At 67.8% G+C, this 25,109-nt stretch carries 30 protein-coding genes; 12 read left to right on the forward strand and 18 right to left on the reverse strand.

Features of this window, described 5'->3' with window-relative positions; translation table 11 throughout:
* Nucleotides 1–56: 56 nt before the first annotated feature.
* Entirely contained in the window at nt 57–572 is a 516-nt protein-coding gene (uraD, locus tag ACYVKL_RS06525) for a 2-oxo-4-hydroxy-4-carboxy-5-ureidoimidazoline decarboxylase (RefSeq protein ID WP_379169135.1), read from the reverse strand.
* Nucleotides 573–736: 164 nt separating this feature from the next.
* Here uraD and ACYVKL_RS06530 point away from each other — a divergent pair, with 164 nt between their 5' ends.
* On the forward strand, nt 737–2,245 hold the full coding sequence (locus ACYVKL_RS06530; protein ID WP_379169137.1) for a PucR family transcriptional regulator: 1,509 nt from the start codon (nt 737–739) through the stop codon (nt 2,243–2,245).
* A gap of 6 nt (nt 2,246–2,251) precedes the next feature.
* Here the strand turns inward: ACYVKL_RS06530 and ACYVKL_RS06535 are convergent, their stop codons facing one another.
* From ACYVKL_RS06535 to ACYVKL_RS06545, 3 genes are all read right to left on the reverse strand, one after another.
* Nucleotides 2,252–2,608: a 4Fe-4S dicluster domain-containing protein gene (locus tag ACYVKL_RS06535; RefSeq protein WP_379169139.1), complete on the reverse strand. Its 357-nt coding sequence runs from the start codon at nt 2,606–2,608 to the stop codon at nt 2,252–2,254.
* On the reverse strand, nt 2,605–4,185 hold the full coding sequence (locus tag ACYVKL_RS06540) for an FAD-binding protein (protein WP_379169141.1): 1,581 nt from the start codon (nt 4,183–4,185) through the stop codon (nt 2,605–2,607). Before ACYVKL_RS06540 ends, ACYVKL_RS06535 begins: the two co-directional genes overlap by 4 nt.
* 143 nt (nt 4,186–4,328) lie before the next feature.
* Complete coding sequence (locus ACYVKL_RS06545; RefSeq protein ID WP_357199348.1) at nt 4,329–4,760, reverse strand: MarR family winged helix-turn-helix transcriptional regulator; 432 nt, start codon at nt 4,758–4,760, stop codon at nt 4,329–4,331.
* Nucleotides 4,761–4,850: 90 nt separating this feature from the next.
* On the opposite strand from ACYVKL_RS06545, the gene ACYVKL_RS06550 reads away from it, so the two are divergent.
* A complete protein-coding gene (locus ACYVKL_RS06550) occupies nt 4,851–6,425 on the forward strand; it encodes an MFS transporter (protein WP_379169143.1) in 1,575 nt (524 codons plus the stop codon).
* Between the two features lie 110 nt (nt 6,426–6,535).
* Nucleotides 6,536–7,525, forward strand: coding sequence for an AurF N-oxygenase family protein (locus ACYVKL_RS06555; protein WP_379169145.1), 990 nt, complete (start codon nt 6,536–6,538; stop codon nt 7,523–7,525).
* Between the two features lie 25 nt (nt 7,526–7,550).
* On the opposite strand, the gene ACYVKL_RS06560 is transcribed toward ACYVKL_RS06555, so the two are convergent.
* On the reverse strand, nt 7,551–7,742 hold the full coding sequence (locus ACYVKL_RS06560; protein WP_379169147.1) for a hypothetical protein: 192 nt from the start codon (nt 7,740–7,742) through the stop codon (nt 7,551–7,553).
* Nucleotides 7,743–7,827: 85 nt separating this feature from the next.
* Between ACYVKL_RS06560 and ACYVKL_RS06565 the strand changes: the two genes are divergently transcribed.
* Nucleotides 7,828–8,403: a helix-turn-helix domain-containing protein gene (locus ACYVKL_RS06565; protein WP_379169149.1), complete on the forward strand. Its 576-nt coding sequence runs from the start codon at nt 7,828–7,830 to the stop codon at nt 8,401–8,403.
* Nucleotides 8,404–8,425: 22 nt separating this feature from the next.
* Here the strand turns inward: ACYVKL_RS06565 and ACYVKL_RS06570 are convergent, their stop codons facing one another.
* Nucleotides 8,426–8,665, reverse strand: a complete 240-nt coding sequence (locus tag ACYVKL_RS06570; RefSeq protein ID WP_379169151.1) for a hypothetical protein — start codon at nt 8,663–8,665, stop codon at nt 8,426–8,428.
* A 570-nt stretch (nt 8,666–9,235) separates the two neighbouring features.
* Between ACYVKL_RS06570 and ACYVKL_RS06575 the strand changes: the two genes are divergently transcribed.
* Nucleotides 9,236–9,712 carry a hypothetical protein gene (locus ACYVKL_RS06575; protein WP_379169153.1) on the forward strand — a complete coding sequence of 159 codons (477 nt, stop codon included), beginning with the start codon at nt 9,236–9,238 and terminating at the stop codon, nt 9,710–9,712.
* Nucleotides 9,713–10,003: 291 nt separating this feature from the next.
* Here ACYVKL_RS06575 and ACYVKL_RS06580 read toward each other — a convergent pair whose 3' ends face one another.
* Nucleotides 10,004–11,128, reverse strand: coding sequence for a molybdopterin-dependent oxidoreductase (locus ACYVKL_RS06580; RefSeq protein ID WP_379169155.1), 1,125 nt, complete (start codon nt 11,126–11,128; stop codon nt 10,004–10,006).
* A gap of 188 nt (nt 11,129–11,316) precedes the next feature.
* Between ACYVKL_RS06580 and ACYVKL_RS06585 the strand changes: the two genes are divergently transcribed.
* From ACYVKL_RS06585 to ACYVKL_RS06605, 5 genes are all read left to right on the forward strand, one after another.
* Complete coding sequence (locus tag ACYVKL_RS06585) at nt 11,317–11,496, forward strand: hypothetical protein (protein WP_379169157.1); 180 nt, start codon at nt 11,317–11,319, stop codon at nt 11,494–11,496.
* A 100-nt stretch (nt 11,497–11,596) separates the two neighbouring features.
* Nucleotides 11,597–12,493 (forward strand): non-homologous end joining protein Ku, encoded by an 897-nt coding sequence (ku, locus tag ACYVKL_RS06590; protein ID WP_379169159.1) that lies wholly within the window; start codon nt 11,597–11,599, stop codon nt 12,491–12,493.
* A 32-nt stretch (nt 12,494–12,525) separates the two neighbouring features.
* Nucleotides 12,526–13,104 (forward strand): GNAT family N-acetyltransferase, encoded by a 579-nt coding sequence (locus ACYVKL_RS06595; protein WP_246597860.1) that lies wholly within the window; start codon nt 12,526–12,528, stop codon nt 13,102–13,104.
* Nucleotides 13,105–13,134: 30 nt separating this feature from the next.
* Nucleotides 13,135–13,626: a hypothetical protein gene (locus ACYVKL_RS06600; RefSeq protein ID WP_213556111.1), complete on the forward strand. Its 492-nt coding sequence runs from the start codon at nt 13,135–13,137 to the stop codon at nt 13,624–13,626.
* A gap of 107 nt (nt 13,627–13,733) precedes the next feature.
* Nucleotides 13,734–14,738: an NHL repeat-containing protein gene (locus ACYVKL_RS06605; RefSeq protein ID WP_379169161.1), complete on the forward strand. Its 1,005-nt coding sequence runs from the start codon at nt 13,734–13,736 to the stop codon at nt 14,736–14,738.
* Between the two features lie 2 nt (nt 14,739–14,740).
* Here ACYVKL_RS06605 and ACYVKL_RS06610 read toward each other — a convergent pair whose 3' ends face one another.
* The 4 genes from ACYVKL_RS06610 to ACYVKL_RS06625 all read right to left on the reverse strand — a co-directional run bounded on the left by ACYVKL_RS06610 (nt 14,741) and on the right by ACYVKL_RS06625 (nt 17,054).
* Entirely contained in the window at nt 14,741–15,364 is a 624-nt protein-coding gene (locus ACYVKL_RS06610; RefSeq protein ID WP_379169163.1) for a hypothetical protein, read from the reverse strand.
* Between the two features lie 114 nt (nt 15,365–15,478).
* Complete coding sequence (locus ACYVKL_RS06615) at nt 15,479–15,937, reverse strand: DUF4189 domain-containing protein (RefSeq protein ID WP_213556117.1); 459 nt, start codon at nt 15,935–15,937, stop codon at nt 15,479–15,481.
* Nucleotides 15,938–15,989: 52 nt separating this feature from the next.
* A complete protein-coding gene (lexA, locus tag ACYVKL_RS06620) occupies nt 15,990–16,652 on the reverse strand; it encodes a transcriptional repressor LexA (RefSeq protein ID WP_379169165.1) in 663 nt (220 codons plus the stop codon).
* A gap of 60 nt (nt 16,653–16,712) precedes the next feature.
* Nucleotides 16,713–17,054, reverse strand: a complete 342-nt coding sequence (locus ACYVKL_RS06625; protein ID WP_379169167.1) for a cupin domain-containing protein — start codon at nt 17,052–17,054, stop codon at nt 16,713–16,715.
* A 45-nt stretch (nt 17,055–17,099) separates the two neighbouring features.
* On the opposite strand from ACYVKL_RS06625, the gene ACYVKL_RS06630 reads away from it, so the two are divergent.
* The gene (locus tag ACYVKL_RS06630; RefSeq protein ID WP_379169169.1) at nt 17,100–17,696 is read left to right on the forward strand and encodes a TetR/AcrR family transcriptional regulator; all 597 of its coding nucleotides are present in this window, start codon (nt 17,100–17,102) and stop codon (nt 17,694–17,696) included.
* A 61-nt stretch (nt 17,697–17,757) separates the two neighbouring features.
* On the opposite strand, the gene ACYVKL_RS06635 is transcribed toward ACYVKL_RS06630, so the two are convergent.
* The 7 genes from ACYVKL_RS06635 to ACYVKL_RS06665 are packed head-to-tail and all read right to left on the reverse strand — an operon-like array spanning nt 17,758 to nt 24,117.
* The gene (locus ACYVKL_RS06635; RefSeq protein WP_213556124.1) at nt 17,758–18,114 is read right to left on the reverse strand and encodes a metal-sulfur cluster assembly factor; all 357 of its coding nucleotides are present in this window, start codon (nt 18,112–18,114) and stop codon (nt 17,758–17,760) included.
* Nucleotides 18,115–18,117: 3 nt separating this feature from the next.
* A complete protein-coding gene (gene sufU / locus ACYVKL_RS06640) occupies nt 18,118–18,591 on the reverse strand; it encodes a Fe-S cluster assembly sulfur transfer protein SufU (RefSeq protein WP_379169171.1) in 474 nt (157 codons plus the stop codon).
* A 3-nt stretch (nt 18,592–18,594) separates the two neighbouring features.
* A complete protein-coding gene (locus tag ACYVKL_RS06645; RefSeq protein WP_379169173.1) occupies nt 18,595–19,848 on the reverse strand; it encodes a cysteine desulfurase in 1,254 nt (417 codons plus the stop codon).
* Nucleotides 19,849–19,858: 10 nt separating this feature from the next.
* Nucleotides 19,859–20,626 carry a Fe-S cluster assembly ATPase SufC gene (gene sufC / locus ACYVKL_RS06650; protein ID WP_379169175.1) on the reverse strand — a complete coding sequence of 256 codons (768 nt, stop codon included), beginning with the start codon at nt 20,624–20,626 and terminating at the stop codon, nt 19,859–19,861.
* A 37-nt stretch (nt 20,627–20,663) separates the two neighbouring features.
* Nucleotides 20,664–21,842 carry a Fe-S cluster assembly protein SufD gene (gene sufD / locus ACYVKL_RS06655; RefSeq protein WP_379169177.1) on the reverse strand — a complete coding sequence of 393 codons (1,179 nt, stop codon included), beginning with the start codon at nt 21,840–21,842 and terminating at the stop codon, nt 20,664–20,666.
* Entirely contained in the window at nt 21,842–23,278 is a 1,437-nt protein-coding gene (sufB, locus tag ACYVKL_RS06660; protein WP_379169179.1) for a Fe-S cluster assembly protein SufB, read from the reverse strand. Before sufB ends, sufD begins: the two co-directional genes overlap by 1 nt.
* Nucleotides 23,275–24,117 carry a helix-turn-helix transcriptional regulator gene (locus ACYVKL_RS06665; RefSeq protein WP_379169181.1) on the reverse strand — a complete coding sequence of 281 codons (843 nt, stop codon included), beginning with the start codon at nt 24,115–24,117 and terminating at the stop codon, nt 23,275–23,277. Before ACYVKL_RS06665 ends, sufB begins: the two co-directional genes overlap by 4 nt.
* A gap of 149 nt (nt 24,118–24,266) precedes the next feature.
* Between ACYVKL_RS06665 and ACYVKL_RS06670 the strand changes: the two genes are divergently transcribed.
* Nucleotides 24,267–25,091 (forward strand): NAD(P)H-binding protein, encoded by an 825-nt coding sequence (locus tag ACYVKL_RS06670; protein ID WP_379169183.1) that lies wholly within the window; start codon nt 24,267–24,269, stop codon nt 25,089–25,091.
* Nucleotides 25,092–25,109 lie beyond the last annotated feature (18 nt).

Here is a 25,109-nt window from a genome sequence, read left to right on the forward strand (position 1 = left end):
AGCCGTGGCTGCCCCGGTACGTAGAGAAGGAGTAGGGACTCAGTTGCGGGGGTGGATCATTGCTCCGCCAGGAGCTTGCGGACCCGGCGGCCGGTGATGTCGGCCAGCTCGCGGCGCACCACGAGGCGTTCCTCGGCCACCGAGTTGCCCAGGCGGTGCCGCAGCTCCGCGAGCATCTCGGCGGCGCTGCGGTCCGCCGCCCGGATCAGGAAGACGTGGCCGAACTGCTCCTCGTAGGCGAGGTTCCCGGCGGCCAGCTCGGCCAGCACCCGGGCATCGGCCGCGGAGGCTCCGGACTGCTCGTCGGCCGACCACTGCGCTTCCCGCTCGGACTGGTGCCGGGCCGCGGTGCGCTCGCCGATGCGCGGGTGCGCCGAGAGCGCCTCCTCGACATCGAACCAACTCAGCTCCGCGACCCCGGCCACCGCGGCGGCGATCAGACTCGACTCGTCGGCGTAGGGGCGGTTCGCGACCATCTTGCGCGCCCAGTTCCGTGACGCGTTGCAGGTCAGCAGGTGCGTCTCGGCTTCTTCCAGGGGCAGCGAACCGAGCCATTCCAGGCGACTCGACATCCGACCTCCATCCGTGTTCGGGGTGTGTCAACCACTAAACCCGGCGGGCGGTCATGCTCGATAGGACGAGACCTCCGAACCTGTGGCCTGCTTCACAGGGGCGCGTTCGTAGTTACATCCAAGTTCGGTAACCGTGGCGTCACTCACTGTTAGCCTCGAGAATCATGCGGTTACGTTCCCTGCTGACCATGCACGATCTGGGCTTGCGGCTCGTCACCGGAGAGGACGAGCTGGACCGCTTCGTACGCTGGGTCGTAACCACCGACATGCTCGACCCGGGCCGATACCTCTCCGGCGGCGAATTCGTGCTCACCGGGCTGCAATGGCGGCACAGCCCCGAGGACAGCGACACCTTCGTCAGCGCGCTCGCCCGCGCCCGCGTCTCCGCCCTCGCCGCCGGCGACGCCCTCTACGGCGAAGCGCCCGAGGATCTGGTCGCGGCTTGTAAGAAACACCGAATTCCACTGTTCCGGGTCGAGGAACAGATCGCCTTCGCGACCGTCACCGAGACGATCAACCGGAAACTGTCCTCCGGCCGGGCCGCCGACCTGAGCGCGATCCTGGACCGGCACCGGCAACTGGTGTCCGGCGGCGGCCTGGACTCGGTGCTCGACCTGGTCCACCGCACCCTCGGCACCCGCTGCTGGGTGGTGTCCGCGCTCGGGCGCGTGGTCGCCGGACCCAGCCGCGACCTGCCCGACCAGGTGCGCTCGGCGTTCCTGAGCGCCCGGCGGCTGCCACACGTGCTGTCGCACAATCAGATCCGGTACACGCTGTTCGCCGTCGACGCCGACGCCACCTCCCGCATCGCCGACTGGTTCCTGGTCTTCGAGAGCGACTTCAAGGACTGGCCCGAGGAACGGCGAGCGCTGATCGGCGAACTCGCGGCCGTGGTGTCCCTGGAACGCGCCCGCCACGACGACCGGCACAGCGCCGAAGGGCGGCTCGCCCAGGAACTGATCGAACTCATCCTGTCCGAGGCCAAACCCGCCGACATCGTCTCCCGCCTGGAACTGACCGGACTGAGACTGTCCGACCGCTACCTCGCGGTCGCCGCGACCGCCGACTCCGGAGCCGTGCGCCCCGGCGAACTCCGCGCCGTCCTGCGCGAAATCCTTTACGGCAGAAGCCCCGCCATCGGCGTCGTCGACGGGGAAGTCATCCTGCTGGTCGCACTCGGCGACGAACAGTCCCTCGACGACCGCATCCACCGGGCCATCGAAGCCCTCGAACCCGGCCTGCAACTGAGCCGCCTCTCGGTCGGCATCAGCGGCGCGGTCGACGGCGAAGGCCTGCGCGGCGCGGTCGAGGAGGCCCGCTACGCCCGCCGCATGGCCGCCGAACGCCAGCAGCCCACCAGCGTCGTCCGCCACGACGAACTGGCCACCCACATGCTGCTGCTCGCCAGCGTCCCCGACGAGGTCCGCCGCATGTTCCGCGTCCGGCTCCTGGACCCCCTCCGCGTCTACGACCAGGACAATCGCGCCGACCTGGTCCACACCCTGGAAACCTTCCTCGAAGTCTCCGGATCCTGGACCAAATGCGCCGACCTCCTCCACGTGCACGTGAACACGCTGCGCTACCGCATCCAGCGCATCGAGGAACTCACCAACCGCGACCTGTCCCGCCTCGAGGACCGCGTCGACTTCTTCCTGGCCCTGGCATTGCGCTGAGGGCTCTCAGCCCGCGATGCGGCCCGGCGGGAGCAGCCGGGGCGGCAACGCGCCGTGCGGGAGTTCCGGGCCGATCGCGAGCAGGCTGCCGGGCGTGCGGCCCTTGCCCCAGCCGAGCTGCTCACGGTAGCGGCCGATGTGGGCCTCGGCGAGCGGGGTGCCGTCGGCTAGTGGAACCGATTCCGGAGCGACGTAGAGGGCGTCCGTCGGGCAGTATGCCTCGCACATGAAGCAGGTCTGGCAGTCGGATTGCCTTGCGATGAGCGGGATTCCGCCGTCGGTGCGGTCGAAGACGTCGGTCGGGCAGACGTCGACGCATTTGTCGCAGGCGATGCAGTCGTCGGCGCGGACCAGCTCGATCATGACGCCACCGCCACGCGAGCCTCGGAGGTCCACACTTCGTCCAAGCCGCCGGACAGTATGTGATGGTGCTGCGCCGGATCCAGATCCGGGTGGTCGGCGCGCTTGCTCATGCCGCGAGTCTCCGTGCGCGCCAACGTGGATCGGTACATCAGGCGGCCGACCGCGGTGATCGCGGCGGCCTGCCGGGCCTGAACCCGCTCCGCCCCGGTCGTGCCACCGAGCCCCCGCGCGGCTCGCTCCCAGAGGTCGTCGAGTTCCGCCAGCGCAGGACGGATACGGTCCCCGTGACGCAGATAGTTCTTCTCGAACGGGATCAGCTCGCGCTGCGCGGCCGCCACGACCTCGGCCGAAGATACCGATTCGGTTGTCTCGGGCTGTAATCCGACCCGGCCCGCGCCGCGCACCGCGGCCGGGTCGACGCGCCCGGAACCTCGGGCGAAGGCCGCAGCGCCACGACCCGCCCAGCTGCCCGAGGACATGGCCCAGGCGGCATTGTGGCTGCCGCCGCCGGTGAACCCGCCGCAGATCCGTTCCCGGGTCGCGGCGTCGCCCGCCGCGTACAGGCCGGGAACCGTTGTCGCGCAGTCATCGTCGACGACATCGATGCCGCCGGTGCCGCGCACCGTGCCCTCGGCGAGCAGGTCCACTTCGAAACGGTCGGTGAACGGGTCGATCCCGCGCCGGTCGAACTGGAGGAAGAAGTTGGGCTGACCCAGCCGCATCCGCGCCTGCACCCCGGCGTCAGCACGGTCCAACTGCGCGAAGACGGGTTCCGACAACAGGGTTCGCGCGATCACCGACCGCCCCGCAGCCGAGCCCGCGCCCTCCAGCACCCGGCCGTCGGCGTGGAAGAAGGTGGCGTAGCTGTAGTAGGCGGTCTTGGTGATGGTCGAACCCTTGGGAACGATGCCGTAGGCGTTCGAGAACTCCATGCCCGAGAAGCGAGCCCCGGCCTCGGCGGCCATCAACGCGCCGTCGCCGGTGTCAACGTTGGTGCCCAATGCCCGGGACAGGAACGCACAACCGCCGGTGGCCAGCACCACCGCACCGGCCACGACGCGGTAGTCCTGATCGGCGTGCCGCTGGTAGCCGGCCGCGCCGCGCACGACACCGTCGGCGTCGACCAGAAGTTCGAGCGCCGGAGCGTGATCGAGGATCCGGACGCCGAGCCGCTGCACCCACGCGCGCATGCGCCGCATGTATTCGGGGCCTTGCACGCCCGTGCGCAGGGGCGCGCCGGTTTCCGGATCCGCCGGGAACGGGTAGCGGCCCTCGACCGCGAGACGGTTCATGTTCGTGTAGGTCTGGCCGAGGACCCGATCCATCCAATAGTGGTCGGCCAGATGCCCACCCAGGGCCTCACGACTGGCCTTGGCCTTCGAACGGGCGGCGGCCTCGGGCGCGACATACCAGACGCCGGTGCCGGAAGGCGCTGTGGCGCCACTGGTTCCGCAGTAACCCTTGTCCACCAGCACCACCTCCGCGCCCGCTTCCCGGGCGTGCACGGCCGCCCAGCACGCGGCGGGTCCGCCGCCGATCACCAGTACATCGGTACTGATCTGCCATGGTTCGCTCATCGGCACGGTCCTCCGGGAAGAGTAGGTGCCCGGAACGGTAAGGCGGCCCGGCGCGCTCGCCGAAGGGTTCGAATCACGGCGATCGTTTGGCCGCCGGATTTCCCACATGGTGGCAAGCGGCTTGCGGTGGGCCGGATACGTGGTCAGCGGCAGGCTTCGGTCATTCCGGTCAACCACTCTCGGACGGCGGTGCGCTGCTCGGGGGTGAAGGCGGCTTCCAGTTCGGCCTCGCGACGCTCGACCGCGGCGTGGGCACGCTCGTAGAGGGACCGGCCCGCGTCGGTGACGAAGATCTGGTGCGTGCGGCGGTCGGTGGGGTGGGGGCGGCGTTCGATCAGGTCGGCCTTCTCGAGGCCGGCCAGCATTTCGTTGGCGGCCTGCCGGGTGCTGCCGACGTCGCGGGCGATGTCGCTCACCGACTTGCCCGGCTGCCGCTGGGTCATCATCAGGGTCGCGTATTGCGAGGTCGTGAGCCCGAAATCCTCGAGTTCCTCGCCGATCGCCGAGCGCATGCTCAGCCAGACCGTGCGGACCATGAAGGTCAGGGATCCACCCTGTGATCCGGAACAGCTCACCGGGACAACCTTTCCGCGAGATTGACAGGTTCCTGACAATAACGCACACTGGCGATTGTCAGGTTCCTGCCAATCTTATCGAAGGTTTCCATGACCACGCCCGCGACGCCGCCGAAATCCCGGCAACGGCTCATCCTCGCCGTACTCCTGCTGTCCTCCCTGCTGATCTGGCTCGACAACACCATCCTCGCCACCGCACTCGAGACGCTCGCCGACCCGATCCGCGGGCTCGGCGCGAATCCCGCACAGCTGCAATGGGCTTCGGGGTCCTACACCCTCGTCTTCGCCGCCCTCATGTTCACCGCCGGAGCCCTGGGCGACCGGTACGGGCACCGGCGGGTCCTCGCCACCGGACTCGTCATCTTCGCGGCCGCCTCGATCTGGGCCGCCTACGCCGGGAATCCGGGGCACCTCATCGCCGCCCGCGCGGTCATGGGCGTGGGCAGCGCGATGATCATGCCCGCCACCATGGCGACGGTCACCTGGACCTTCACCGGGCCCGCCCGCGCCGCCGCGATCGGGTTGTTCTCGACCTCCGCCGGCGTCGGGCTGGCGGCCGGGCCGTTGCTGGCCGGAGTGTTGCTCGACCACTTCTGGTGGGGCTCGGTGTTTCTGGTGAACGTGCCCGTCGTCGCGATCGCGTTGATCGGGATCGCGGCGCTGGTTCCCGACTTCCGGAGCCCGACGCCACGGCCGCTGGACCTTGCCGGACTCGCGTTGTCGATCAGCGGCTTGGCCGCGCTCGCCTACGGATTGATCCAGGCCGGTCAGGTCGCGAGCTGGACTCCGATCAAGGTGTGGGGACCCACGGCCGCCGGGCTGGCGCTGCTCGCGGTGTTCGTCGTCTTCGAATTGCGCTCCGCACAGCCGAGTTTCGACCCGCGACTGCTCGCCGAGCGGGTCTTCGGCGGCGGCAACGCGGCTTTGGGCCTGCTGTTCCTGGCCATGACCGCGGCGGGCTTCTACGGCGCGTTCTACCTCCAAGGCGCACGCGGGTTCTCGCCGCTGGCCGCCGGATTGATCAACTCACCCGCCGCGGTCGGCGTCATCATCGGCGGGCCGCTCGGCGTGCGACTGGTGCGCCGGTGGTCACTGCGCGCGGTCACCGCGACCGCCCTCACCGTGGGCGCGCTGTGCATGGGCAGCATGGTGTTCTTCGGCCTGCACACCCCGATCATGTGGAACATCGTCCTGTCGGCGGTCCAGGGCTTCTCGATCGGCATGGTGATCGGGTCGGTCACCAGCGCACTCATGAGCACGCTGCCGCTCGACCGCGCCGGCGCGGGATCAGCGGTCACCAATACGGTCCGGCAAACGGGCAGCGTCCTGGGGATCGCGGTCGGCGGGACCATCATGGCCATCACCTACCGCACCGGCATCGAGGGCGCGACGGCCACGCTGCCGGAGGCCGCACGCGAGCCCGCCCGGGTCTCGGCCGAACAAGCCCGCCACGTCGCCGCGAGTCTCGACCGCCCTGACCTGGCCGGGGCCGCCGATCACGCCTTCATCCACGCCATGCACGTCGGTTCTGTCTGGACGATGCTGTTCGCGCTGGCCGGAGCCGCGGTCCTGGCCTTCACCCTGCGTCCCGCGACGCCGAACCAGGCCGATTCGGCGGAACAAGTGCCTGTCCGCGAAGAAATTTCGCCACGCCCGACCCGCTAGGGGCTTGTGTGTAACTTGGATTAGCACTTACCTTGGAGTGTGTCGCACCGCACAGGCCCGGCCCCCGGTCCGGCGCCCGCGCGGCGCGGCACACAGACGAGGAGGCAATGATGGCTCTGACGACGAAGTCGGGCACCGGCACGGAGGCACGCGAGTACGCGGACGTGCTGCACACCCTTTCGGAGGGATCGGTGTACCGCCGATTCGATCCGTATCTCGATATCCCCTGGGACTCCCCCGAATTCGCGATCGACCCGCACGATCCGCGCTGGGTGCTGCAACCCGATATCGACCCGCTGGGCGCCACCCAGTGGTACCGGGACCAGCCCATCGAACGCCAGATCGAGATCGGCAAGTGGCGAATCACCAACGCCATCAAGGTCGGCGCGGCCTTCGAGAGCATTCTGATCCGCGGAATGATGCAGTACATCATGAAGCTGCCCAACGGGTCGCCGGAATTCCGCTACTGCCTCCACGAGATGACCGAGGAGTGCAACCACATCCAGATGTTCCAGGAGCTGGTGAACCGGATCGGCGTCGACGTTCCCGGAATGCGGCCGTTCTTCCGGAAACTGTCGCCGCTCATCGGCGTCGCCGGCGGGTACGCCTGGCCGATTCTGTTCATCGGCATTCTCGGCGGCGAGGAACCGATCGACCACTATCAGAAGGCGGTCATCCGCAACGGCGCGAATCTGCCGCCCGCGGTGGTGCGCTGCATGGAAATCCATATCGCCGAAGAGGCGCGGCACATCTCCTTCGCCAATGAATTCCTGAAGCGGCACATCCCCCGCCGCAGTCCGATGTACCAGAATCTCTGCGGCATCGCATTCCCGCTCGCCATGCGCTGGCTGGCCGGCGAGATCATGGCTCCCCCGCCGGAATTCGGCCGCACCTTCGACATTCCGCGCGAGGTCATCAAGGAGGCGTTCTGGCAGTCCCCGACCGCGTCCAAGATCCTGTCCGGCTATTTCGGCGACATGCGTTCCCTCGCCGACGAACTGGGCCTGATGAACCCGGTCACCAAGCGACTGTGGAAGACCCTCGGCATCGACGGCGACCACTCCCGCTACCGCAGCGAACCCGACCGCCGAGTCGCCTGACCCCGAGGGCGACCGCGGCGCGGTCCTACCAGCTCATCGGGACCGACTGGTTGAGTCCGATGAGGTTGCCGTCGGCCGCACGCAGCACGGCCAGCCGGCCGCCGGGCATGTTCACGATGCCGGTGGCCGGATCGCCGTGGGTGATCCGCGCGGCGCCGATCTCGGCGAGGGATCCGTCGGCGATCTCCCCGAGCGCCGTAGCCCCGGCGGCGACCAACGCAGCGTACGACGCGGCTCGCGGCGAACACCGCCGTCCTCTGCGACACCGGCCGGCCCTACGAGACCTCCGATTCGACTCCGCGATGAGCGAACTGGTGCTCCAGGTTCCGCGCGCGCGACTGCGACTGCGTGATTCGGTCATCCGCGACTCGGCCGCACGACCGATCGACCCCGACGCCGCGTCGCTGACTGCCCTGCGGCACATCCTGACCGGAATCACGAAGGAAGGCTGTCCGCCCGCGGCCGCCGACCAACTCACCGGAACCATCCTCGAGCTGCTCTCCGCCGCCGTGTACTCGCACGCGGACGGCCGCCGCACGCCACCGCTGAGCGGCGAGGCGTTACTGCATGCCACGCGCGCGTTCATGCGCCGTCACCTCGCCGACCCCGAACTCGACATCGAGGCGGTGGCCAAGGCCCACTTCATCTCTCGGCGATATCTGGAAGTGCTGTTCGCGCGTGCGGGCGACAGCCCCGCGGCCCACCTGCGCGGACTTCGCCTCGACGAGGCGCGGCGGCGCCTGTGCGAAACCTCCGCCACGATCACCGACGTCGCCTTCGGCGTCGAATTCAACGACGTCGACACCTTCACCCGAGCCTTCCGCCGCGCCCACAGGCTCACCCCTCGCGAGTGGCGGCACGGTCACACGGCGACCTGATCGCCGAGGCCGCAGCGCGCAATCAGTCGCCGGGTTCCAGGCACAACACCGGGACCCGCTGGACCAGGTTGACCGCGAAGCCGTCCCGGTTCCAGGGGCTGATCCACAAATGGTCGCCGGGCCGCCTGCTGGAAACCGGTGAACGGGGTAGCGGACACAGGGACTTCACGCGGCCGAATCCGGCGGAGAATGTCTCCCCCATCCCCATGGAGAGGATCTTGATCGGCCAGAACAGCGCGGTGATCTCGGGGACTTTACTCACTATCGATCGATTGGGCGAAACATCAACTGTCACAAGGTTTATCACGCCGACGGCCTGCCGCCCACCCGCTGATGAATCGCTGCGAACCGCACGCCGGCAGCGGCGTCGGCGGAGACCTCGGGCAATGAGACTCCTCCCGGCAACATGCCGAAGTATCCCGTCTGGATAGATGACAGTCGGTGATTCACTGCTGCGACAGGGAAAGCGGTCGCGTGTGGGAAGCAATTCTCGACCATTCGCCCGGCACCGCCGATGGTGGCTAGGCCCCGCTCGCAACCGGGAGAAGTCGGATCCGGGGAACGGTGAACACTCGAACGACCCACGCGGACCGGAGACCTGAATATCGGACGACGTTCTCCCGGCCGCCTATGTCGCCCAGCCGCCCGCAAACCTAGACCGGACCGGGGCAGCCGAAAAGCGCTGCAAAGCCGCCTGTTTCGCCACAGCTGATTCTCACGGGCGACATGCGCAAGCCTGCTCTGATTGCTTCGACCCCCCGCGTTCAAATCCACAGTCTCAACCCGGCACGGAGCCCCGGCAGCCATCAGCAGGCTCTGAGATGATAGCCGCATGATTGGGTGGGGGGCGGAGGCCGCCAGCGGCGGCTCCAGCGGGTTGACAATTGCTCTTGCTCTCGCGGCTCCCGCAGCTGCCATTATTGGGGCCTTCATCGCTGCGCGTGCTTCACGAGCGGGCGCTCAGAAGTCTCTGAGTGAGCAGCTGGCCACGCTAGCTACCCTGCGCCAGACTCTTGACGGGCTTCCGAAAGGCACCGCCGCAAGGGAAAATCTCGAGGAGTCGATAACGACGCTGGAAGCCGATATCGCCAAGCGCAAAGCTGCTGCCGCGACGCGGCAGCGCAAACTCGACGAGCTAGTCAGCATGTTCTACGGCGCCGGACTTGGCGCTGCGGCTGTGTTTTTGTGGTTGAAGTTCTTCAGTCATACGAGCGACCAGGACTCCCAGTACTGGGCCGACGTTGCCATGGGCGGGGCCATCGGCATGGGAGTAGGGCTTGTCCTTCCGCTGAGGCGGTGGCTGGAGTAGTCGTGACGAACTGGACCACGGATGCCGCCAGCAGCGGCTCCTTCCGCCACTTGTGCTGCGCAAGGGTTCTGGGCGATGTTCTACACGACTCGGCCAGCGTCTGAGGCCACAAGCGCAGCGACCCAACAGAACCCGACGTCGGACCCGACCTGTCTACTTCGCCGAGAGGTGCCCGCTGGGTCCGGGCACCCGGTTGCACAGGCGAATCAGCTGCGGTTTTGAGCGTTCCCTCAGATGGAACTCTGTAACGCCGCCGCACCGACACCGGGTGGCCTGACCCCGGGGTCCCGGTCAGTCATCGACCTCCAGGCACAGCACCGGGACCCGCTGGACCAGGTTGACCGCGAAACCGCCGCGGTTCCAGGGCTGCTCCAGCGGCTGGGTGTGGCCGTCGGCATCGGTCGCTCGGGCGCTGAGAACATGCTCGCCCGGTGTCGCCATCCAATCGAAATGCCATCGGCGCCACACCCATCGGCGGCCCTGATCCGAGTCCAACTCCGCCTCGTGCCAGCTGTGCCCGTCATCGGTGCTGACCTCGACCCGAACGATTCGAGCCTGCCCCGACCAGGCGCGGCCCTCGAGCGGCACCGGGCCCGGCCGCACCACCCGGGCCCGCGACATGTAGTCCGGGAAGCCGGGCGGGACCAGTAGCGCGCGCGGCAGAATCCGCGTGACCGGTTCACCGGTCTCACCGGGGTCCTGCCGGATCCGATACGCCACCGCCTGCTGAAACCCTGTGAACGGCGTGGCGGTCACAGTGACTTCACGCAGCCACTTCACATGCGCCATGCCGTACCAGCCCGGCACGATCAGCCGGATCGGAAACCCGTGCTGCGGCGGCAACGGCGCCCCGTTCATCTCGTAGGCGACCAGCACCTCCGACTCCGAGCCCATCGCCACCTCGATCGGCAGCGACCGCTGGTAGTCCTGCTCGACACCGCGCTCGACCCCGTGATCCGCCCCGGTGGAGACCACCTCGACCGCGTCGGCCTCGACCTCGGCCGCGGCTAGCAGCAGCCGCAGCGGCACGCCCGTCCACTCGGCGGTGGCGACCGCCTCCACGAGCCAGGGCCGACTCACCGGCCGCGGGGTGAGCAACGCCCGCCCATTGCCTGCACACTCCAGCGTCACCCGTGTGGTGACCTGCGCAAACGCCTTCAAAGCAGCCACATCCAGCCGCAACCGGCGCCGCACCCGGCCCGCGATGGTCAGCTTCCAGGGCGCGTCCACCGCGACATACGGAATGTCGTAATGCGACTGCACGTAATGCAGCCCCGGCGGCGTGACGTCGTAGCGCAGCGCCTCGAGCGGCAGCCCGTGATTACGGGTGGCCAGCCCAAGTTCATCCAGACCGATGCCCTCACCAGGGGCGGCGAGTCGCGCCCGGGTGCTCCAATCGGCGAGTCGATGACCCATGTACTGATTATCGCGCCGTGGACACGATCCGGACGGGCCGGACGATCCGGACGCCCCATATCGATCCGGGCGAGCAGTGCGCGGTATCGACGCAGCACGTCGGCCGTTAATAAGCCGTCACGATGGATGACAGCGACCGATTTCCGGCCCACCATTAGCGATGGGAGACGATGTGCGTAGGAGGAACGATGTCGATGATCATGGCGTCCGGCCCGGCCGCAATGGCCGCGACAATTGCCGATGGAGTGCCCGCCTATACGAGCACGGGTGTCTGGACCGGAAGCGCCATCATGGTTCTGGTGCTGGCGGCATTGGCGATCTGGGTTCTCATCGCCGGCCACCCCCGGCCGCCGAGTCACCGGCGATGAGCCGCCCGCGACCGGCTGACGGCGTCATTCTCCCGACGCGAACCCGGTAGTCGACCGAACAAGGACTCGTTCAGATGGGCGCGGAGGCTACGATCGGGAAATGCGGTCCATTTGGAAGGGCTCCATCGCGTTCGGATTGGTCAATGTCCCCGTGAAGGTGTACACCGCCACGGAGGACCACGACATCAAGTTCCACCAGGTGCACGCCGCCGACGGCGGGCGCATTCGCTACGAGCGGCTGTGCACGGTCGACGGGCAGCCGGTGCAGTATTCCGATATCGACCGGGCCTACGAATCACCCGACGGGGACCGGGTGATTCTCACCGACGAGGACTTCGCGAAACTGCCCGCGGCGGAGAAGCACGAAATTCCGGTGCTGCAATTCGTGCCCTCGGAGCAGATCGATCCGATTCTGTTCGACAAGAGCTACTATCTGGAACCCGATTCCACCACGCCCAAAGCCTATGTGCTGCTGGCCAAGACGCTCGAACACGTGGATCGGGTGGCGCTGGTGCATTTCACGCTGCGGCAGAAGACGCGGCTGGCCGCGCTGCGGGTGCGTGACGGGGTGATGGTGTTGCAGACCCTGCTGTGGCCCGACGAGGTGCGGTCGGTGGCGTTCGACAAGCTCGACGGGGTGGCGGAGCCCAAGGCGCAGGAATTGAAGATGGCCGAGACGCTGGTCGACACGCTGTCGGACGACTTCGATCCCGGCCTGTACGTGGACGAGTACCAGATCGAGTTGAAGAAGCTGCTCGACGAGGCGATCGCCAGCGGATCCAGCAAGGTCACCCGGGCGCCCGAGACCGCCGCGCCGGAGATAGACGCCGAGGTCGTCGACCTGGTCGCGGCCCTGCAGCGCAGCCTCGAAGCCTCCGGGCGCAAGACCGGGTCGGCGCCCGCCGCCAAGGCCGCGCCCGCCAAGGCCGCCGAGAAGAAGCCCGCCAAGAAGGCTGCGAAGAAGGCTCCGGCCAAACAGGCCCGCAAGGGCGCGTGAGGCAGCAGCATCCACCTGGCAAACTAGCGGGCATGGATTCCGACTTATCCATCCATCCGGATATCGCCATCGTGCCCATGGGCCTCGGGCACCTGCGTCAGGTCATCGACCTCGGCTACCAGGTGTTCGACACCCACGCCAAGCCCTACACCTCGTGGTCGCTGACCTCGGTGGCCGAGCACCTCGACAGTGCCGGCAAATCCTGCTGGGTGGCGGTGGATTCGGATCGAGTGGTCGGATTCGTGCTGGCCTCCATGGAATTCGAGCTTCGTGAGGACTGGGCCTACCTGGAGTGGATCGCGGTCTCGCCCGACGTGCAGGGGCACGGCATCGCCAGCAAGCTCATGACCGCCTGCTGCGATCTGCTGTTCCGCCACGGCGCTGCCCGCATCGTCACCGACGTGGAGAACCACAACACCGCCTCCGCGACCATGATGCGCCGCAACGGGTTCACCGAGGGCACCACCGTGACCCTGTTCGTGCGACCCAATCCGGACGAGACCATCGCCGGGGACGACGAGCAGGTCACCCTCGGACCCGGCACCAAACGCGATCTCATCCGGCGCGGGCGGATCACCGGCGACGGCCGCCACGGCCGCCTCCCCCGGTAGTTGTCGGACCCCGCCGCTACGGTCACGGTCATGACCGTCGCCGACCAGACCATGTCCGCCATCAACGATGCCGTAGTCCTCGGCCGCCAAGGCGATCCAGCGGCCGCACGGCAACAGCTGAACGCGTTGTGGGACAGCATCGGCGCGGGCGGCGACCCACTGCACCGGGTATCGCTGGCGCACTTCCTCGCCGATCTGCAGGATCACGCGGCCGACGCGCTCACCTGGGACATCCGCGCCCTCGACGCCGCCGACTCGCTCACCGACGAACGCGCTCAGGCCCATCACGCGGATCTGAGCGTGCGCGGCTTCTACCCGTCGCTGCACCTCAACCTGGCCGACAACTACCGCCGCCTGGGCGCTTTCGACACCGCGCGCCGGCACCTGGACGCGGCCCACGCACGCCTGGACGCCCTCGACGAGGACGGCTACGGGCTGGGCGTGCGGACGGGTCTCGCCAATGTCGAAGCGGCACTGTCCGAGCGCTCCACCGACCGGCTGCCCAGCCACCCCACCCCGTAGCCACACCGCGCACGAAGGTACCGGTGACACGGGCCCCGCGAGCATTGCTGCCCCAAACCGGGCGGTATACGCTGGCCGCGATCATCACCCAGCGAAGGGACGCTTCCATGCCGGATCCGCGACCGAGAGCAGTTGCGCCCCAATCGGATCCCCGGGGCCGCCGCCTGGTCGCGGGCGCCGCCGCGCTGCTGGCGGTGACGGCCGCCGCGAGCGGTCCGATCGCGCCGGGCGGTCGCGCCACCGCAGAGGCACCCGAAACACCGGTTGCCCTGGCGGTTTCCTGCGCCCCCGCGCAGGCGCGGGTGGCACTGCCCACCCGGGCGCCGCTGCTCGACTGGTCGGAGAACATCGGGTTCGACGCGGCCGGGGACGTGTGGATCGCCCGCAGCCTGCGCAGTGTGGTGGAGAAGTACGACCGGGACGGGAACGTCGTCGCCAGTGTGGCGGTGTCGAGCCCGGGCGCGGTCCGGCGCGGCCCTGACGGGCTGATGTACGCGACCTTCGGAAATTCACCGGCCTCCGGTCTGTCCGGGGGCGGCGGAGTGCTGCGGTTCGATCCTTCGGCTGCCACACCGACCCCCGAGGTCTTCGTGTCCGGGTTGGGACAGCCCAACGGCGCGGCCTTCGCCGCGGACGGCACCCTGTACGTGGCCGATACCGGCTCGAACACGGTGGTGCGCATCCGACCTGACGGCACCGTCGACACCGACTGGACCGCCCACGCCCGTACGGCACTGGCAGCCCAGGGCTCCGGCGCGGACGGCATCGTCGTAGCCGACGACATTCTCTATGTCACGCTGCTGGAGAGCCCCAACGCACGCGTCGTCGCCATGCCCATCCAGGACCCCGCGCGCACGACCGTCGCCGTGGATCTGGCGGCGGCTCCCCTGTCCGGCCCCCTGCTGCCCGACGATCTGGCCATCGGACGCGACGGGCTGCTCTACATCGCCACCGGCACAGGGCAATTGGTGCGCGCCGATCCGGTGACGCACACCAGTTGCACCCTGCTGTCGAGCCAGCCGCTGACTTCGGTGGCGATCAGCCCCACCGACGACCGGACACTGCTCCTCGGCACCGAAGGCGGCGACGTCCTGAAGGCGCACTACAGCTAGCGTCAGTTGTCCTGCGCCGCATGGGCTCTGCCCTCGCGGAAGAACTCCATGAGGCTCTGTACCGTGGCCACCTCGCCGCGCGGCCGCACGGCCCCGAAGGGCGCGTTCCAGAACTCGCCCTTGCGGCGGGTCCACGGGCCGACGTAGGCATACGGCGTCGGGTTGTCCCAGTCGCCCGGGGAGACACCGTAATTCACCTCGTCGACGGCCACCGACAGGTCGAAGTGCTCGGGCCACAGCACCGGCTGTTCGGCGGCGAAGCGCCGTAACGCGGTGTCCCCCACCGCGAACCAGTCGTGCACGGCGGTGGCGGCGCCGGAGTCGACACGGAACGGCTCGTCCGGATCCATCCGGGTGCCGTCGGAATAGAGGCCTTCCGGCGGTCCGTCGGCCTCGAAGCCGGCGGTCGAGGCGAGGTCACTGTAGGTGCCGTGCAGGCGGATACGGCCCTGCGGCCACACCAGATCGGTGCCCGTCACCGACACCGGCCACTTCATGCCGGTGAAGCCGCCCAGCACGATACGCATGCGGATACTGCCGAAACGACGATACTGCGGACCGGCGATCAGCAGTTCGGCTGCCGCGTGCAAGGCGAACCGGGTGTCCTCGTAGGTGATGTCGTCCACCGGGAAATCATCGCCGTCGAACCGGGCGTGTTGCTGGAAAATGGACTGCGGCAAACAAAACAGCGCCACCCCGGACGAATCCGGTGTGGCGCTGCCATGTTTCAGCGCTATCGGTCAGCTGGCGTTGTCGGTGCAAGCCGACAGGATGACCTTGCCCTGACGCGGCGAGGACGAGCCGGTGTCCGGGAAACCCGGCGCGCTCTTGCCGAGCACATTGATGGCGGCCGACTCGGCCTCCACCTTGGTCGGCGCCCACGCCCAGCCGAAGCGGGTGTCGGCGCCCTGGGCGACCGCGCCACAGGCATTGGCGAAGTGCACGACGACCGCGCAGTCACCGCCGCCGCACTGACTCACGGCCGAGTTGTCGGCGGCGTCCCAGCTGCCGTAGTTCACGGCATAGGCGACGTTTCCGGTGCTCTTGGACAGCGCCAGCGCGCCGTACAGGTCACCGGAGGTCGCGATGAAGACCGGTTCGCCGCTCTCCGCCGCGGAGGCGGTGCCGGTGGCCACGGTGCCCATCGCGGCCATCGACGTAACGGCGAGGCCCAAACTGGCCTTGCGCAGCAACGACATTCGATACTCCCCGGGGATGGAAGGTGATAACGGCGGTCATCATGCCAGACGCTCAGACCCGGCGCATGACCGAGACGACCTTACCCAGTACCTGGGCATTGTCACCATCGATCACCGGGTACGCGGAATTGCGGGGATCGAGGTAGACGTGGCCGTTGGCGCGGCGATACACCTTGACGGTGGCCTCGCCGTCGATCATGGCCGCCACGATCTCGCCGGTGTGCGCCTCCTGCTGCTGACGCACCACCACGATGTCGCCGTCGCAGATGGCGGCGTCGATCATGGAGTCACCGCGCACCCGCAGGCCGAACACGGTTCCACGACCGACCAGTTCTCGCGGCAGCGACAGCACGTCGTCGGCGTGCTGCTCCGCCAGGATGGGTGTACCGGCCGCGATATCGCCGACCACGGGCACCGGCACCGAGTTCTCGTCCTGCTGCCGTGCCGGCGCGGACGCTCGCAGGAACAGCCGCACATCCATGGGCCGCGTCACCGACTCGCTGCGCTTGAGGAACCCGCGCTCCTCCAGCTCGCGCAAATGCCGCGACACCGACGACGCCGACTTCAATCCGACCGCGTCCCCGATCTCCCGAGTGCTCGGCGAATAGCCGTGCCGCTGCACCCAATCCCGAATACTGCACAGGATCCGCTGCTGGCGTTCGGGCAGCGTGGAGGTGTCGAGATGCTCGAATCCGTCGAAGTCGTCATAGGTCACCGGTAAATCCTACGGCGCGTCGCGGCCCATTCCCCGGCACGACCGGCCGTGACATGCGCGTCAGCCCTCCGAAGGCCCCAGCATCGACTCCCCGCGCCCGGGCGCGGGCTCCTTGAGTTCGATGAACAGCGCGTGGGTCTCGCCGTCCCCGATGTTCTCCCCCGAATGCTCCTGTGCCCCCAGCCAACGCACCTGCCCCGCGGTCAGCGCGACCTCGACCTGCTCGCTGTTCGCGGTGATCCGCCGACGAAACGAGTTCAGCGGGTACAGCACGCTGTCGGGATGATGGTGCGGCGCGGTTCGGTCGCCGGGGCGATCGCGATACTCCAGGACTCGAACGCGGTCGTTCTCGAAGATGACCCGGTACAGATCCGGATTCACGACGGCGGGATCGGTGCTCATAGCGGCCTCCGAAGCTCGATATGGGATCAGAGTACCATGATGGGCATGGCCGTACCATATGAGGAAACCGGGCGTACCAACCAGAAGTCCCGCACCCGAACGGCCCTGATCGCCGCGACCCGGAATCTGTTGGCGCAGGGCGAGATCCCCACCGTCGAGGATGCCGCCCGCGCCGCCGACATCTCCCGCACCACCGCCTACCGCTACTTCCCCAACCAACGGGCCCTGCTCGCGGCCGTACGCCCCGAAATGGACCAAGCCACACTCCTGCCCGACCCCGCCCCCGACGACCCCCGCGAACGCCTCGACCTCGTGATGCGCGAATGCGTCCGCATCACCCTCGACTGGGAGCCCGAACTACGCGCCTCCCTGCGCCTCTCCCTCGAACCGGGCGCGGGCAATCCCTCCCCGCTGCGCCGCGGCCGCGCCATCGGCTGGATCGAGCACGCCCTCGAACCCCTCCGGAACACCCACCCGGCCATCGACATTCACCGCCTGGCCATCGCCATCCGCGCGGCCACCGGCATCGAGTCCTTCATCTGGCTGGTGGACATCGCGGCCCTCCCCCGTCCCGAGGCCGCCGAAATCCTGTGCGGCACAGCCCGGGCCCTGCTCAACGAAGCGCTCACCACACGCCCCTGACAACGACGAAGCGGACCGATCCACCAGGGATCGGTCCGCTTCTCGTCAGGGCGCGGGCGCGCTACACCGTGAAGCCGAGGGCGCGCAGCTGCTCGCGGCCGTCGTCGGTGATCTTGTCGGGGCCCCACGGGGGCATCCAGACCCAGTTGATCTGCAGGTCCTCGGCCAGGCCGGAACGCACCAGGGCGTTGCGGGTCTGGTCCTCGATCACATCGGTGAGGGGGCAGGCCGGCGACGTCAGCGTCATGTCGAGCTTGGCGACACCGTCCTCGAGGGCCATGCCGTAGACCAGGCCCAGGTCGACGACGTTGATGCCGAGTTCGGGGTCGACGACGTCGCGCATCGCCTCTTCCATGTCGTCGAGGTGCGCGAGCTCCTCGGGCGTCAATTCCTTGGCCTGCTGCTCGGTTTCGCTCATCTCTTACTCCCCGTTGCCCATCGTCTTCTTGGCTTCCTCGGCCGAGGCGATCCGCACCACGGCGTCCTTGAACGCCATCCAGCCCAGCAGCGCGCACTTCACGCGGGCGGGGTACTTGGCGACGCCGACGAACGCGACGCCGTCACCGATCACCTCTTCGTCACCCTCGACCGTGCCGCGGCTGGTGATCATCTCGTCGAACGACTCGACCACCTTCAGCGCCTGCTGCACCGGCAGGCCGATGACCTGGTCGGTGAGCACCGAGGTGGACGCCTGGCTGATCGAGCAACCCTGGCCGTCGTAGGACACGTCCTTGACGTCGCCGTTGTCGTCGATGTGCACGCGCAACGTCACCTCGTCACCACAGGTCGGGTTGACGTGATGCACCTCCGCACCGAAAGGCTCACGCAGGCCCCGGTGGTGCGGGTGCTTGTAATGGTCCAGGATGACTTCCTGGTACATCTGCTCCATGCGCATGATCTATGCAACTCCGAAGAAGCTCTGGGCCTTCCGCACCGCGTCCACCAGCTGATCGACCTCTTCGAGCGTGTTGTACAGCGCGAAGGAGGCACGGGCGGTGGCGGCGATACCGAAATGACGGTGCAGCGGCCACGCGCAGTGGTGACCGACACGGATGGCGACACCCTGGTCGTCGAGGATCTGGCCGACATCGTGGGCGTGGATACCGTCGACCAGGAACGACACCGCGCCACCGCGGTTCACGTTCTCGGTCGGGCCGATGATCCGGACACCGTCGATCGCGCCCAGGCCGTCGAGCGCCGCGGACACGAGCGTGTGCTCATGCGCCGCAACGGCATCCATGCCGACCGCGCCGAGATACTCGACCGCCGCGCCCAATCCGACGACCTGCGAAATCATCTGCGAGCCCGCCTCGAACCGCTGCGGCGGCGGGGCGAAGGTCGAATGATCCATGAACACGGTCTCGATCATGGAACCGCCGGTGATGAACGGCGGGGTGTCCTCCAGCAGCTCCCGGCGGCCGTACAGGATGCCGACACCCGAGGGGCCCAGCATCTTGTGGCCGGAGAAGGCGGCGAAGTCGACGCCCAGCTCCTTGAGGTTCACGCCCATGTGCGGCACCGACTGGCAGGCGTCGAGCACCACGATGGCGCCGACTTCCTTTGCCCGGCGCACCAATTCGGCGACATCGGCCACCGCACCGGTCACGTTCGACTGGTGGGTGAACGCGACCACCTTGGTGGCCGGCGACAGTTCCAGCGAATCCAGGTCGATGCGGCCGTCGTCGGTGATGCCGTACCACTTCAGCGTCGCACCCGTGCGCCGCGCGAGCTCCTGCCACGGAACGAGATTCGCGTGATGCTCGAGCTCGGTGATGACGATCTCGTCACCGGGGCCGACCCGGTACGGGAAGCGGTCGTCGGAGAAGGCGTAGGCCACCACGTTCAGCGACTCGGTCGCGTTCTTGGTGTACACGATCTCGTCCGCGCCGGCGCCGACGAACGCCGCGATCGCCGCGCGCGCCGCCTCGTAGGCCTCGTTGGCCTCCTCGGCGAGCTGATGCGCGCTGCGATGCACGGCCGCGTTGTGCTCGAGCAGGAATTCCCGCTCGGCGTCGAGCACCTGCAGCGGACGTTGCGACGTCGCACCGGAATCCAAGTACGCCAACGGTTTCCCGTCACGCACGGTCCGGCTCAGGATCGGGAAATCGGCCCGGATCCTGGCGACGTCGAGAGTCCCCACGGTGCTGGTCATATTCAGGCTCCTATACGGCTGCGGAGGTGAAACGCACGTACCCGTTCGCGTCGAGTTCCTCGGCCAGCTCGGCACCGCCCTCGGCGACGATCTTGCCGTTCACGAACACGTGCACGAAGTCCGGCTGGATGTAGCGCAGGATGCGGGTGTAGTGGGTGATCAGCAGGATGCCGCCGGTCTCCCGCTCCTTGTAACGATTCACGCCCTCGGAAACAATCCGCAGCGCGTCCACGTCCAGACCCGAGTCGGTCTCGTCGAGGATGGCGATCTTCGGCTTGAGCAGGCTCAGCTGCAGGATCTCCTGGCGCTTCTTCTCACCACCGGAGAAGCCCTCGTTCACCGAGCGCTCGACGAAGGCCGGATCGATCTCCAGCTCCGACATCGACTCCTTGACTTCCTTGACCCAGGTGCGCAGCTTGGGGGCCTCGCCACGGATCGCGGTGGCGGCGGTGCGCAGGAAGTTCGAGACCGAGACACCCGGCACCTCGACGGGGTACTGCATGGCCAGGAACAGGCCGGCACGCGCGCGCTCGTCGACCGACATCTCCAGCACGTTCTCACCATCGAGGGTGATGGAACCCGAGGTGACGGTGTACTTGGGGTGCCCGGCGATGGCGTAGGACAGGGTCGACTTGCCGGAACCGTTGGGGCCCATGATCGCGTGGGTCTCACCCGAGCGCACGGTCAGGTTCACGCCCTTGAGGATCTGGATGGGCTCGGCGTTCTCGTCCGGGTTGGCGACCTCGACGTGCAGGTCCTTGATTTCCAGGGTGGTCATCGAATTCGAATTCCTTTGCGGGGAGGGAAAGTTGGTGTCAGGCGCCGACAGCGGCGAGCTCGGCCTCGATGGCCGCCTCGAGCCGCTCCCGGACCTCGGGAACCGTGATCTTCTGAATGATCTCGAAGAAGAAGCCACGCACGACCAGACGTCGCGCCGCCTCCTCGCTGATACCGCGCGAACGCAGGTAGAACAGCTGCTCGTCATCGAAACGGCCGGTGGCCGAGGCGTGTCCGGCCCCGACGATCTCGCCGGTCTCGATCTCCAGGTTCGGCACCGAGTCGGCGCGGGCGCCATCGGTGAGCACCAGGTTGCGGTTGGCCTCGTAGGTCTCGGTGCCCTCGGCCGCCGCGCGAATGAGCACATCGCCCACCCACACGGTCCGCGCGTCGGGCTTCGACGACGTCGGATCGCCCTGCAGCGCACCCTTGTACAGCACGTTCGACTTGCAGTTGGGCACCGCGTGATCGATCAGCAGGCGCTGCTCGAAGTGCTGGCCGTCGTCGGCGAAGTACACGCCGAGCATTTCCACGTCGCCGCCCGGACCGTCGTAGCGGACGTTCGCGGTCAGGCGCACCAGATCGCCGCCGAGGGTGACATTGGTGTGCCGCAGGGTGGCGTCGCGACCCAGCTTGCCGTGGTGCGCGGTGGCGTGCACGGCGTCGTCGGCCCAGTCCTGGATCACGATGACGTTCAGCTTGGCGCTGTCGCCGAGCACGAATTCCACGTTCTCCGCATAGGTTCCGCTGCCCCGCTGGTCGAGGACCACGTTCGCGTGGGCGAAGTTACCCAGACGGATCTGGGTGTGCCCGAAGGCGGTCTTGCCCTCACCCGGACCGGTGATGGTCACGACAACCGCTTCGGCCACTTCGGTTTCCGCGGCGATCGACACGATGGTCGCCTGCTCGAAACCCGAGTACGCCTGCGCGGCAACGCGATCGGTGGGGATACCCGCGACACCGAGACGCGCGTCGTCACGGCCGACGGTCTCCACCGTCACACCCGCGATGCTGTTCACCTCGACGACGGGCTGACCGTCACGCACGGCGGTGCCGTCGTGCAGACCACGCAGCCGGCGCAACGGGGTAAAGCGCCACGCCTCGTCGTGCGCGGACGGCACCTCGAAAGCGTTCACGTCATACGACGCGAAGACCTCACCCTTGTTGATCGCCGGAACGCGAGCCTCAGCGGCAACGGCAACATTATCGACCGTCATCAGCCGACGGCTCCTTCCATCTGCAGTTCGATCAGGCGGTTCAGCTCCAGGGCGTACTCCATCGGGAGCTCCTTGGCGATCGGCTCGACGAAGCCGCGCACGATCATGGCCATCGCCTCGTCCTCGGTGAGACCACGGCTCATCAGGTAGAACAGCTGGTCCTCGGACACCTTCGAGACCGTGGCCTCGTGGCCCATGGTCACGTCGTCCTCGCGGATGTCGACGTAGGGGTAGGTGTCGGAGCGGGAGATGTTGTCCACCAGCAGCGCATCGCACTTCACGGTCGACTTCGAGCCGTGCGCACCCTTGTTCACCTGAACCAGGCCACGGTAGGAGGCACGGCCGCCGCCGCGCGCCACCGACTTGGAGATGATGGTCGAGGAGGTGTGCGGCGCCAGGTGCAGCATCTTCGCACCGGTGTCCTGGTGCTGTTCGGGACCGGCGAACGCGATCGAGAGCACCTCGCCCTTGGCGTACTCACCGGTCATCCACACGGCCGGGTACTTCATGGTGACCTTGGAACCGATATTGCCGTCGACCCACTCCATGGTCGCGCCGGCCTCGGCCTTGGCGCGCTTGGTCACCAGGTTGTAGACGTTGTTCGACCAGTTCTGGATCGTGGTGTAGCGGCAGCGGCCGCCCTTCTTCACGATGATCTCCACGACCGCGGAGTGCAGCGAATCCGAGCTGTAGATCGGCGCGGTGCAACCCTCGACGTAGTGGACGTAGGCGTCCTCGTCGACGATGATCAGCGTCCGCTCGAACTGACCCATGTTCTCGGTGTTGATGCGGAAGTACGCCTGCAGCGGGATGTCCACGTGCACGCCCGGCGGCACGTAGATGAACGAGCCACCCGACCAGGTAGCCGAGTTCAGCGCGGAGAACTTGTTGTCACCCGACGGGATGACCGAGCCGAAGTACTTCTGGAACAGCTCCGGGTGCTCCTTGAGCGCCGTATCGGTGTCCAGGAAGACGACGCCCTGCTTCTCGAGGTCCTCACGGATCGAGTGGTAGACGACCTCGGACTCGTACTGGGCCGCCACACCGGACACCAGACGCTGCTTCTCCGCCTCCGGGATGCCCAGCTTGTCGTAGGTGTTCTTGATGTCCTCGGGCAGTTCTTCCCAGGTCGCGGCCTGCTTCTCGGACGAGCGCACGAAGTACTTGATGTTGTCGAAGTCGATGCCGTCGAGCTTCGAACCCCAGCTCGGCATGGGCTTCTTGTCGAAGATGCGCAGGGCCTTCAAGCGGAAGTCGAGCATCCATTCGGGCTCGTTCTTCTTGGCCGAGATGTCGCGCACGACGTCCTCGGACAGTCCGCGCTTGGCAGCGGCACCGGCGACATCCTTGTCGGCCCAGCCGTACTCGTACGTGCCCAGGGAAGCGATGGTCTCTTCCTGGGACAGCGGCTGCGACTGTTCGGTGGTCGTCGTCATTCGGCACTCCTTCCGGAGTCATGTGTAGAAGTCGTTGCGGGCTGCGCAACGGGGGGCTGTACGGAACTTTCGGGGGCGGTATCGGGCATAGCGGGCGAAGCAATGAGGGGTACGTGCGTGGTGCACGCGCAGTCACCGTTGGCGATCGTCGCCAGGCGCTGCACGTGCGTGCCGAGAATCGCGCGGAAGGCTTCCAGCTCGGCCGCGCACAACTCCGGGAACTCCTCGGCGACGTGCGAGACCGGGCAGTGGTGCTGGCAGATCTGCACGCCCGCACCGACTTTCCGGGTCGAAGCCGCGAAACCGGCATCGGTGAACGCTTCCGCGATCTCCTCCGCCTTCGCCTCGGTCTCAGCCGGGGCGTGCACGGCGAGATCGCCGACCCCGGCCACGATGGCCGCCACCCGCTTGCGCGCGAAATCGGTGATGGCCTGATCGCCGCCGATCTCCCGCAGCTGCCGCATGGCCGCTCCGGCGAGGTCATCGTAGGCGTGGGCCAGACGACCACGGCCGGTGGCCGTGAGCTGGTACTGCTTGGCGGGACGGCCGCGGCCCTTCTGCTGCCACGGCGCGGAGCGCGTCGCCTGCGCCTCACCCGCGTCGATCAGCGCGTCCAGATGCCGACGCACGCCCGCCGGACTCAGACCCAGCCGCTCGCCGATGGCGGTCGCGGTGATCGGGCCCTCCTCCAACAGCAGCTTGACGACGGCTTCGCGCGTGTGTCCCTCACCCGCCGGCCCGGACACGACAACGGACCGGGCACCGTCATGCTGGTGTCCGGCCTGTTCCGCGTTCCGCAAACCCACGGTTTTCACAACACAAGTGTGACGGAATTCCATTCCTCGATCCAGTAAGGGTCCCCTGACCGAAAAAGCGCGACCTGGGAATATGCCGCCGCGTGTGAGCTGGCACACCATACACATCCCGGCAATCAGGAAATTAGGCCCGGTCATGTGGGGTTCCGGACGATGTGAACAGTGTCCTCGTAGTGGGTGCGACGGGAAATGTCGGCCGGCAGGTGGTTGCCCGACTGACCGCGGCGGGAGTCGAGACGCGGGCGCTGGCCCGCGATCCGGCAGCCGCCGGGCTTCCGGACCGAGTGGAGGTCGTGCGCGGAGATCTGACCGAGCCCGCGTCGCTGGCCGCGGCGGCGGACGGGGTCGATTCAGTATTACTGGTGTGGCCGTTCCCCGGCAGCGAGAACGCCGAACAGGTCGTGCGGGTGCTCGGCGCGCAAGCGCGGCGGGTGGTGTACCTGTCCTCCACGAGCGTCAACGGCCAAGGGCCGCAATCGGATCCGATTCCGCTGCTGCACGCGGAGATGGAAGGGCTGATCCGGACATATATATCGGAATGGACGGTATTGAGGGCGGACACGCTCGCATCCAACGCACTGGGCTGGGCGGGACAGATTCGCGCGGGTGACATCGTGCGCGGGACCGAGGTCGCGCCGTCGGCGGTGGTACACGAGGGCGATATCGCGGCGGTGGCGGCACGGCTGCTCACCGAATCCGGCCATGACGGGCGGATCTACCGCGTTACCGGGCCGCGGGTGGTCGGCCGGGCGGAGCAGGTCGAGGCGATCGGGGCGGCACTGGGCCGGGCGTTGCGCTTCGAGGCGCTGCCCGTGGCGGTGGCGCGAGAGTCGATGACGGCGGCCGGACTGCCCGCGCGCCTGATCGAGACGTTGTTGTCGATGGCCGAGTTCCGGCCGCGCTCGGAGCTGGTCACCACCACGGTCGCGGACCTCACGGGCCGTCCGGCCCGTGATATTCGGGAGTGGGCCGCCGAGCATGCGGAGGACTTCCGGTAGCCGACCGGTCGCTCGTGA

It is taken from the genome of Nocardia tengchongensis (assembly GCF_054781395.1).

Excerpts from the sequence above, each read along its gene's own strand:
- uraD (WP_379169135.1), bottom strand. The coding sequence starts at position 572 with ATGTCGAGTCGCCTGGAATGGCTCGGTTCGCTGCCCCTGGAAGAAGCC.
- ACYVKL_RS06530 (WP_379169137.1), top strand. The coding sequence starts at position 737 with ATGCGGTTACGTTCCCTGCTGACCATGCACGATCTGGGCTTGCGGCTC.
- ACYVKL_RS06535 (WP_379169139.1), bottom strand. The coding sequence starts at position 2,608 with ATGATCGAGCTGGTCCGCGCCGACGACTGCATCGCCTGCGACAAATGC.
- ACYVKL_RS06540 (WP_379169141.1), bottom strand. The coding sequence starts at position 4,185 with ATGAGCGAACCATGGCAGATCAGTACCGATGTACTGGTGATCGGCGGC.
- ACYVKL_RS06550 (WP_379169143.1), top strand. The coding sequence starts at position 4,851 with ATGACCACGCCCGCGACGCCGCCGAAATCCCGGCAACGGCTCATCCTC.
- ACYVKL_RS06555 (WP_379169145.1), top strand. The coding sequence starts at position 6,536 with ATGGCTCTGACGACGAAGTCGGGCACCGGCACGGAGGCACGCGAGTAC.
- ACYVKL_RS06565 (WP_379169149.1), top strand. The coding sequence starts at position 7,828 with ATGAGCGAACTGGTGCTCCAGGTTCCGCGCGCGCGACTGCGACTGCGT.
- ACYVKL_RS06575 (WP_379169153.1), top strand. The coding sequence starts at position 9,236 with ATGATTGGGTGGGGGGCGGAGGCCGCCAGCGGCGGCTCCAGCGGGTTG.
- ACYVKL_RS06580 (WP_379169155.1), bottom strand. The coding sequence starts at position 11,128 with ATGGGTCATCGACTCGCCGATTGGAGCACCCGGGCGCGACTCGCCGCC.
- ACYVKL_RS06585 (WP_379169157.1), top strand. The coding sequence starts at position 11,317 with ATGTCGATGATCATGGCGTCCGGCCCGGCCGCAATGGCCGCGACAATT.
- ku (WP_379169159.1), top strand. The coding sequence starts at position 11,597 with ATGCGGTCCATTTGGAAGGGCTCCATCGCGTTCGGATTGGTCAATGTC.
- ACYVKL_RS06595 (WP_246597860.1), top strand. The coding sequence starts at position 12,526 with ATGGATTCCGACTTATCCATCCATCCGGATATCGCCATCGTGCCCATG.
- ACYVKL_RS06600 (WP_213556111.1), top strand. The coding sequence starts at position 13,135 with ATGACCGTCGCCGACCAGACCATGTCCGCCATCAACGATGCCGTAGTC.
- ACYVKL_RS06605 (WP_379169161.1), top strand. The coding sequence starts at position 13,734 with ATGCCGGATCCGCGACCGAGAGCAGTTGCGCCCCAATCGGATCCCCGG.
- ACYVKL_RS06615 (WP_213556117.1), bottom strand. The coding sequence starts at position 15,937 with ATGTCGTTGCTGCGCAAGGCCAGTTTGGGCCTCGCCGTTACGTCGATG.
- ACYVKL_RS06625 (WP_379169167.1), bottom strand. The coding sequence starts at position 17,054 with ATGAGCACCGATCCCGCCGTCGTGAATCCGGATCTGTACCGGGTCATC.
- ACYVKL_RS06630 (WP_379169169.1), top strand. The coding sequence starts at position 17,100 with ATGGCCGTACCATATGAGGAAACCGGGCGTACCAACCAGAAGTCCCGC.
- ACYVKL_RS06635 (WP_213556124.1), bottom strand. The coding sequence starts at position 18,114 with ATGAGCGAAACCGAGCAGCAGGCCAAGGAATTGACGCCCGAGGAGCTC.
- sufU (WP_379169171.1), bottom strand. The coding sequence starts at position 18,591 with ATGCGCATGGAGCAGATGTACCAGGAAGTCATCCTGGACCATTACAAG.
- ACYVKL_RS06645 (WP_379169173.1), bottom strand. The coding sequence starts at position 19,848 with ATGACCAGCACCGTGGGGACTCTCGACGTCGCCAGGATCCGGGCCGAT.
- sufC (WP_379169175.1), bottom strand. The coding sequence starts at position 20,626 with ATGACCACCCTGGAAATCAAGGACCTGCACGTCGAGGTCGCCAACCCG.
- sufD (WP_379169177.1), bottom strand. The coding sequence starts at position 21,842 with ATGACGGTCGATAATGTTGCCGTTGCCGCTGAGGCTCGCGTTCCGGCG.
- sufB (WP_379169179.1), bottom strand. The coding sequence starts at position 23,278 with ATGACGACGACCACCGAACAGTCGCAGCCGCTGTCCCAGGAAGAGACC.
- ACYVKL_RS06665 (WP_379169181.1), bottom strand. The coding sequence starts at position 24,117 with ATGGAATTCCGTCACACTTGTGTTGTGAAAACCGTGGGTTTGCGGAAC.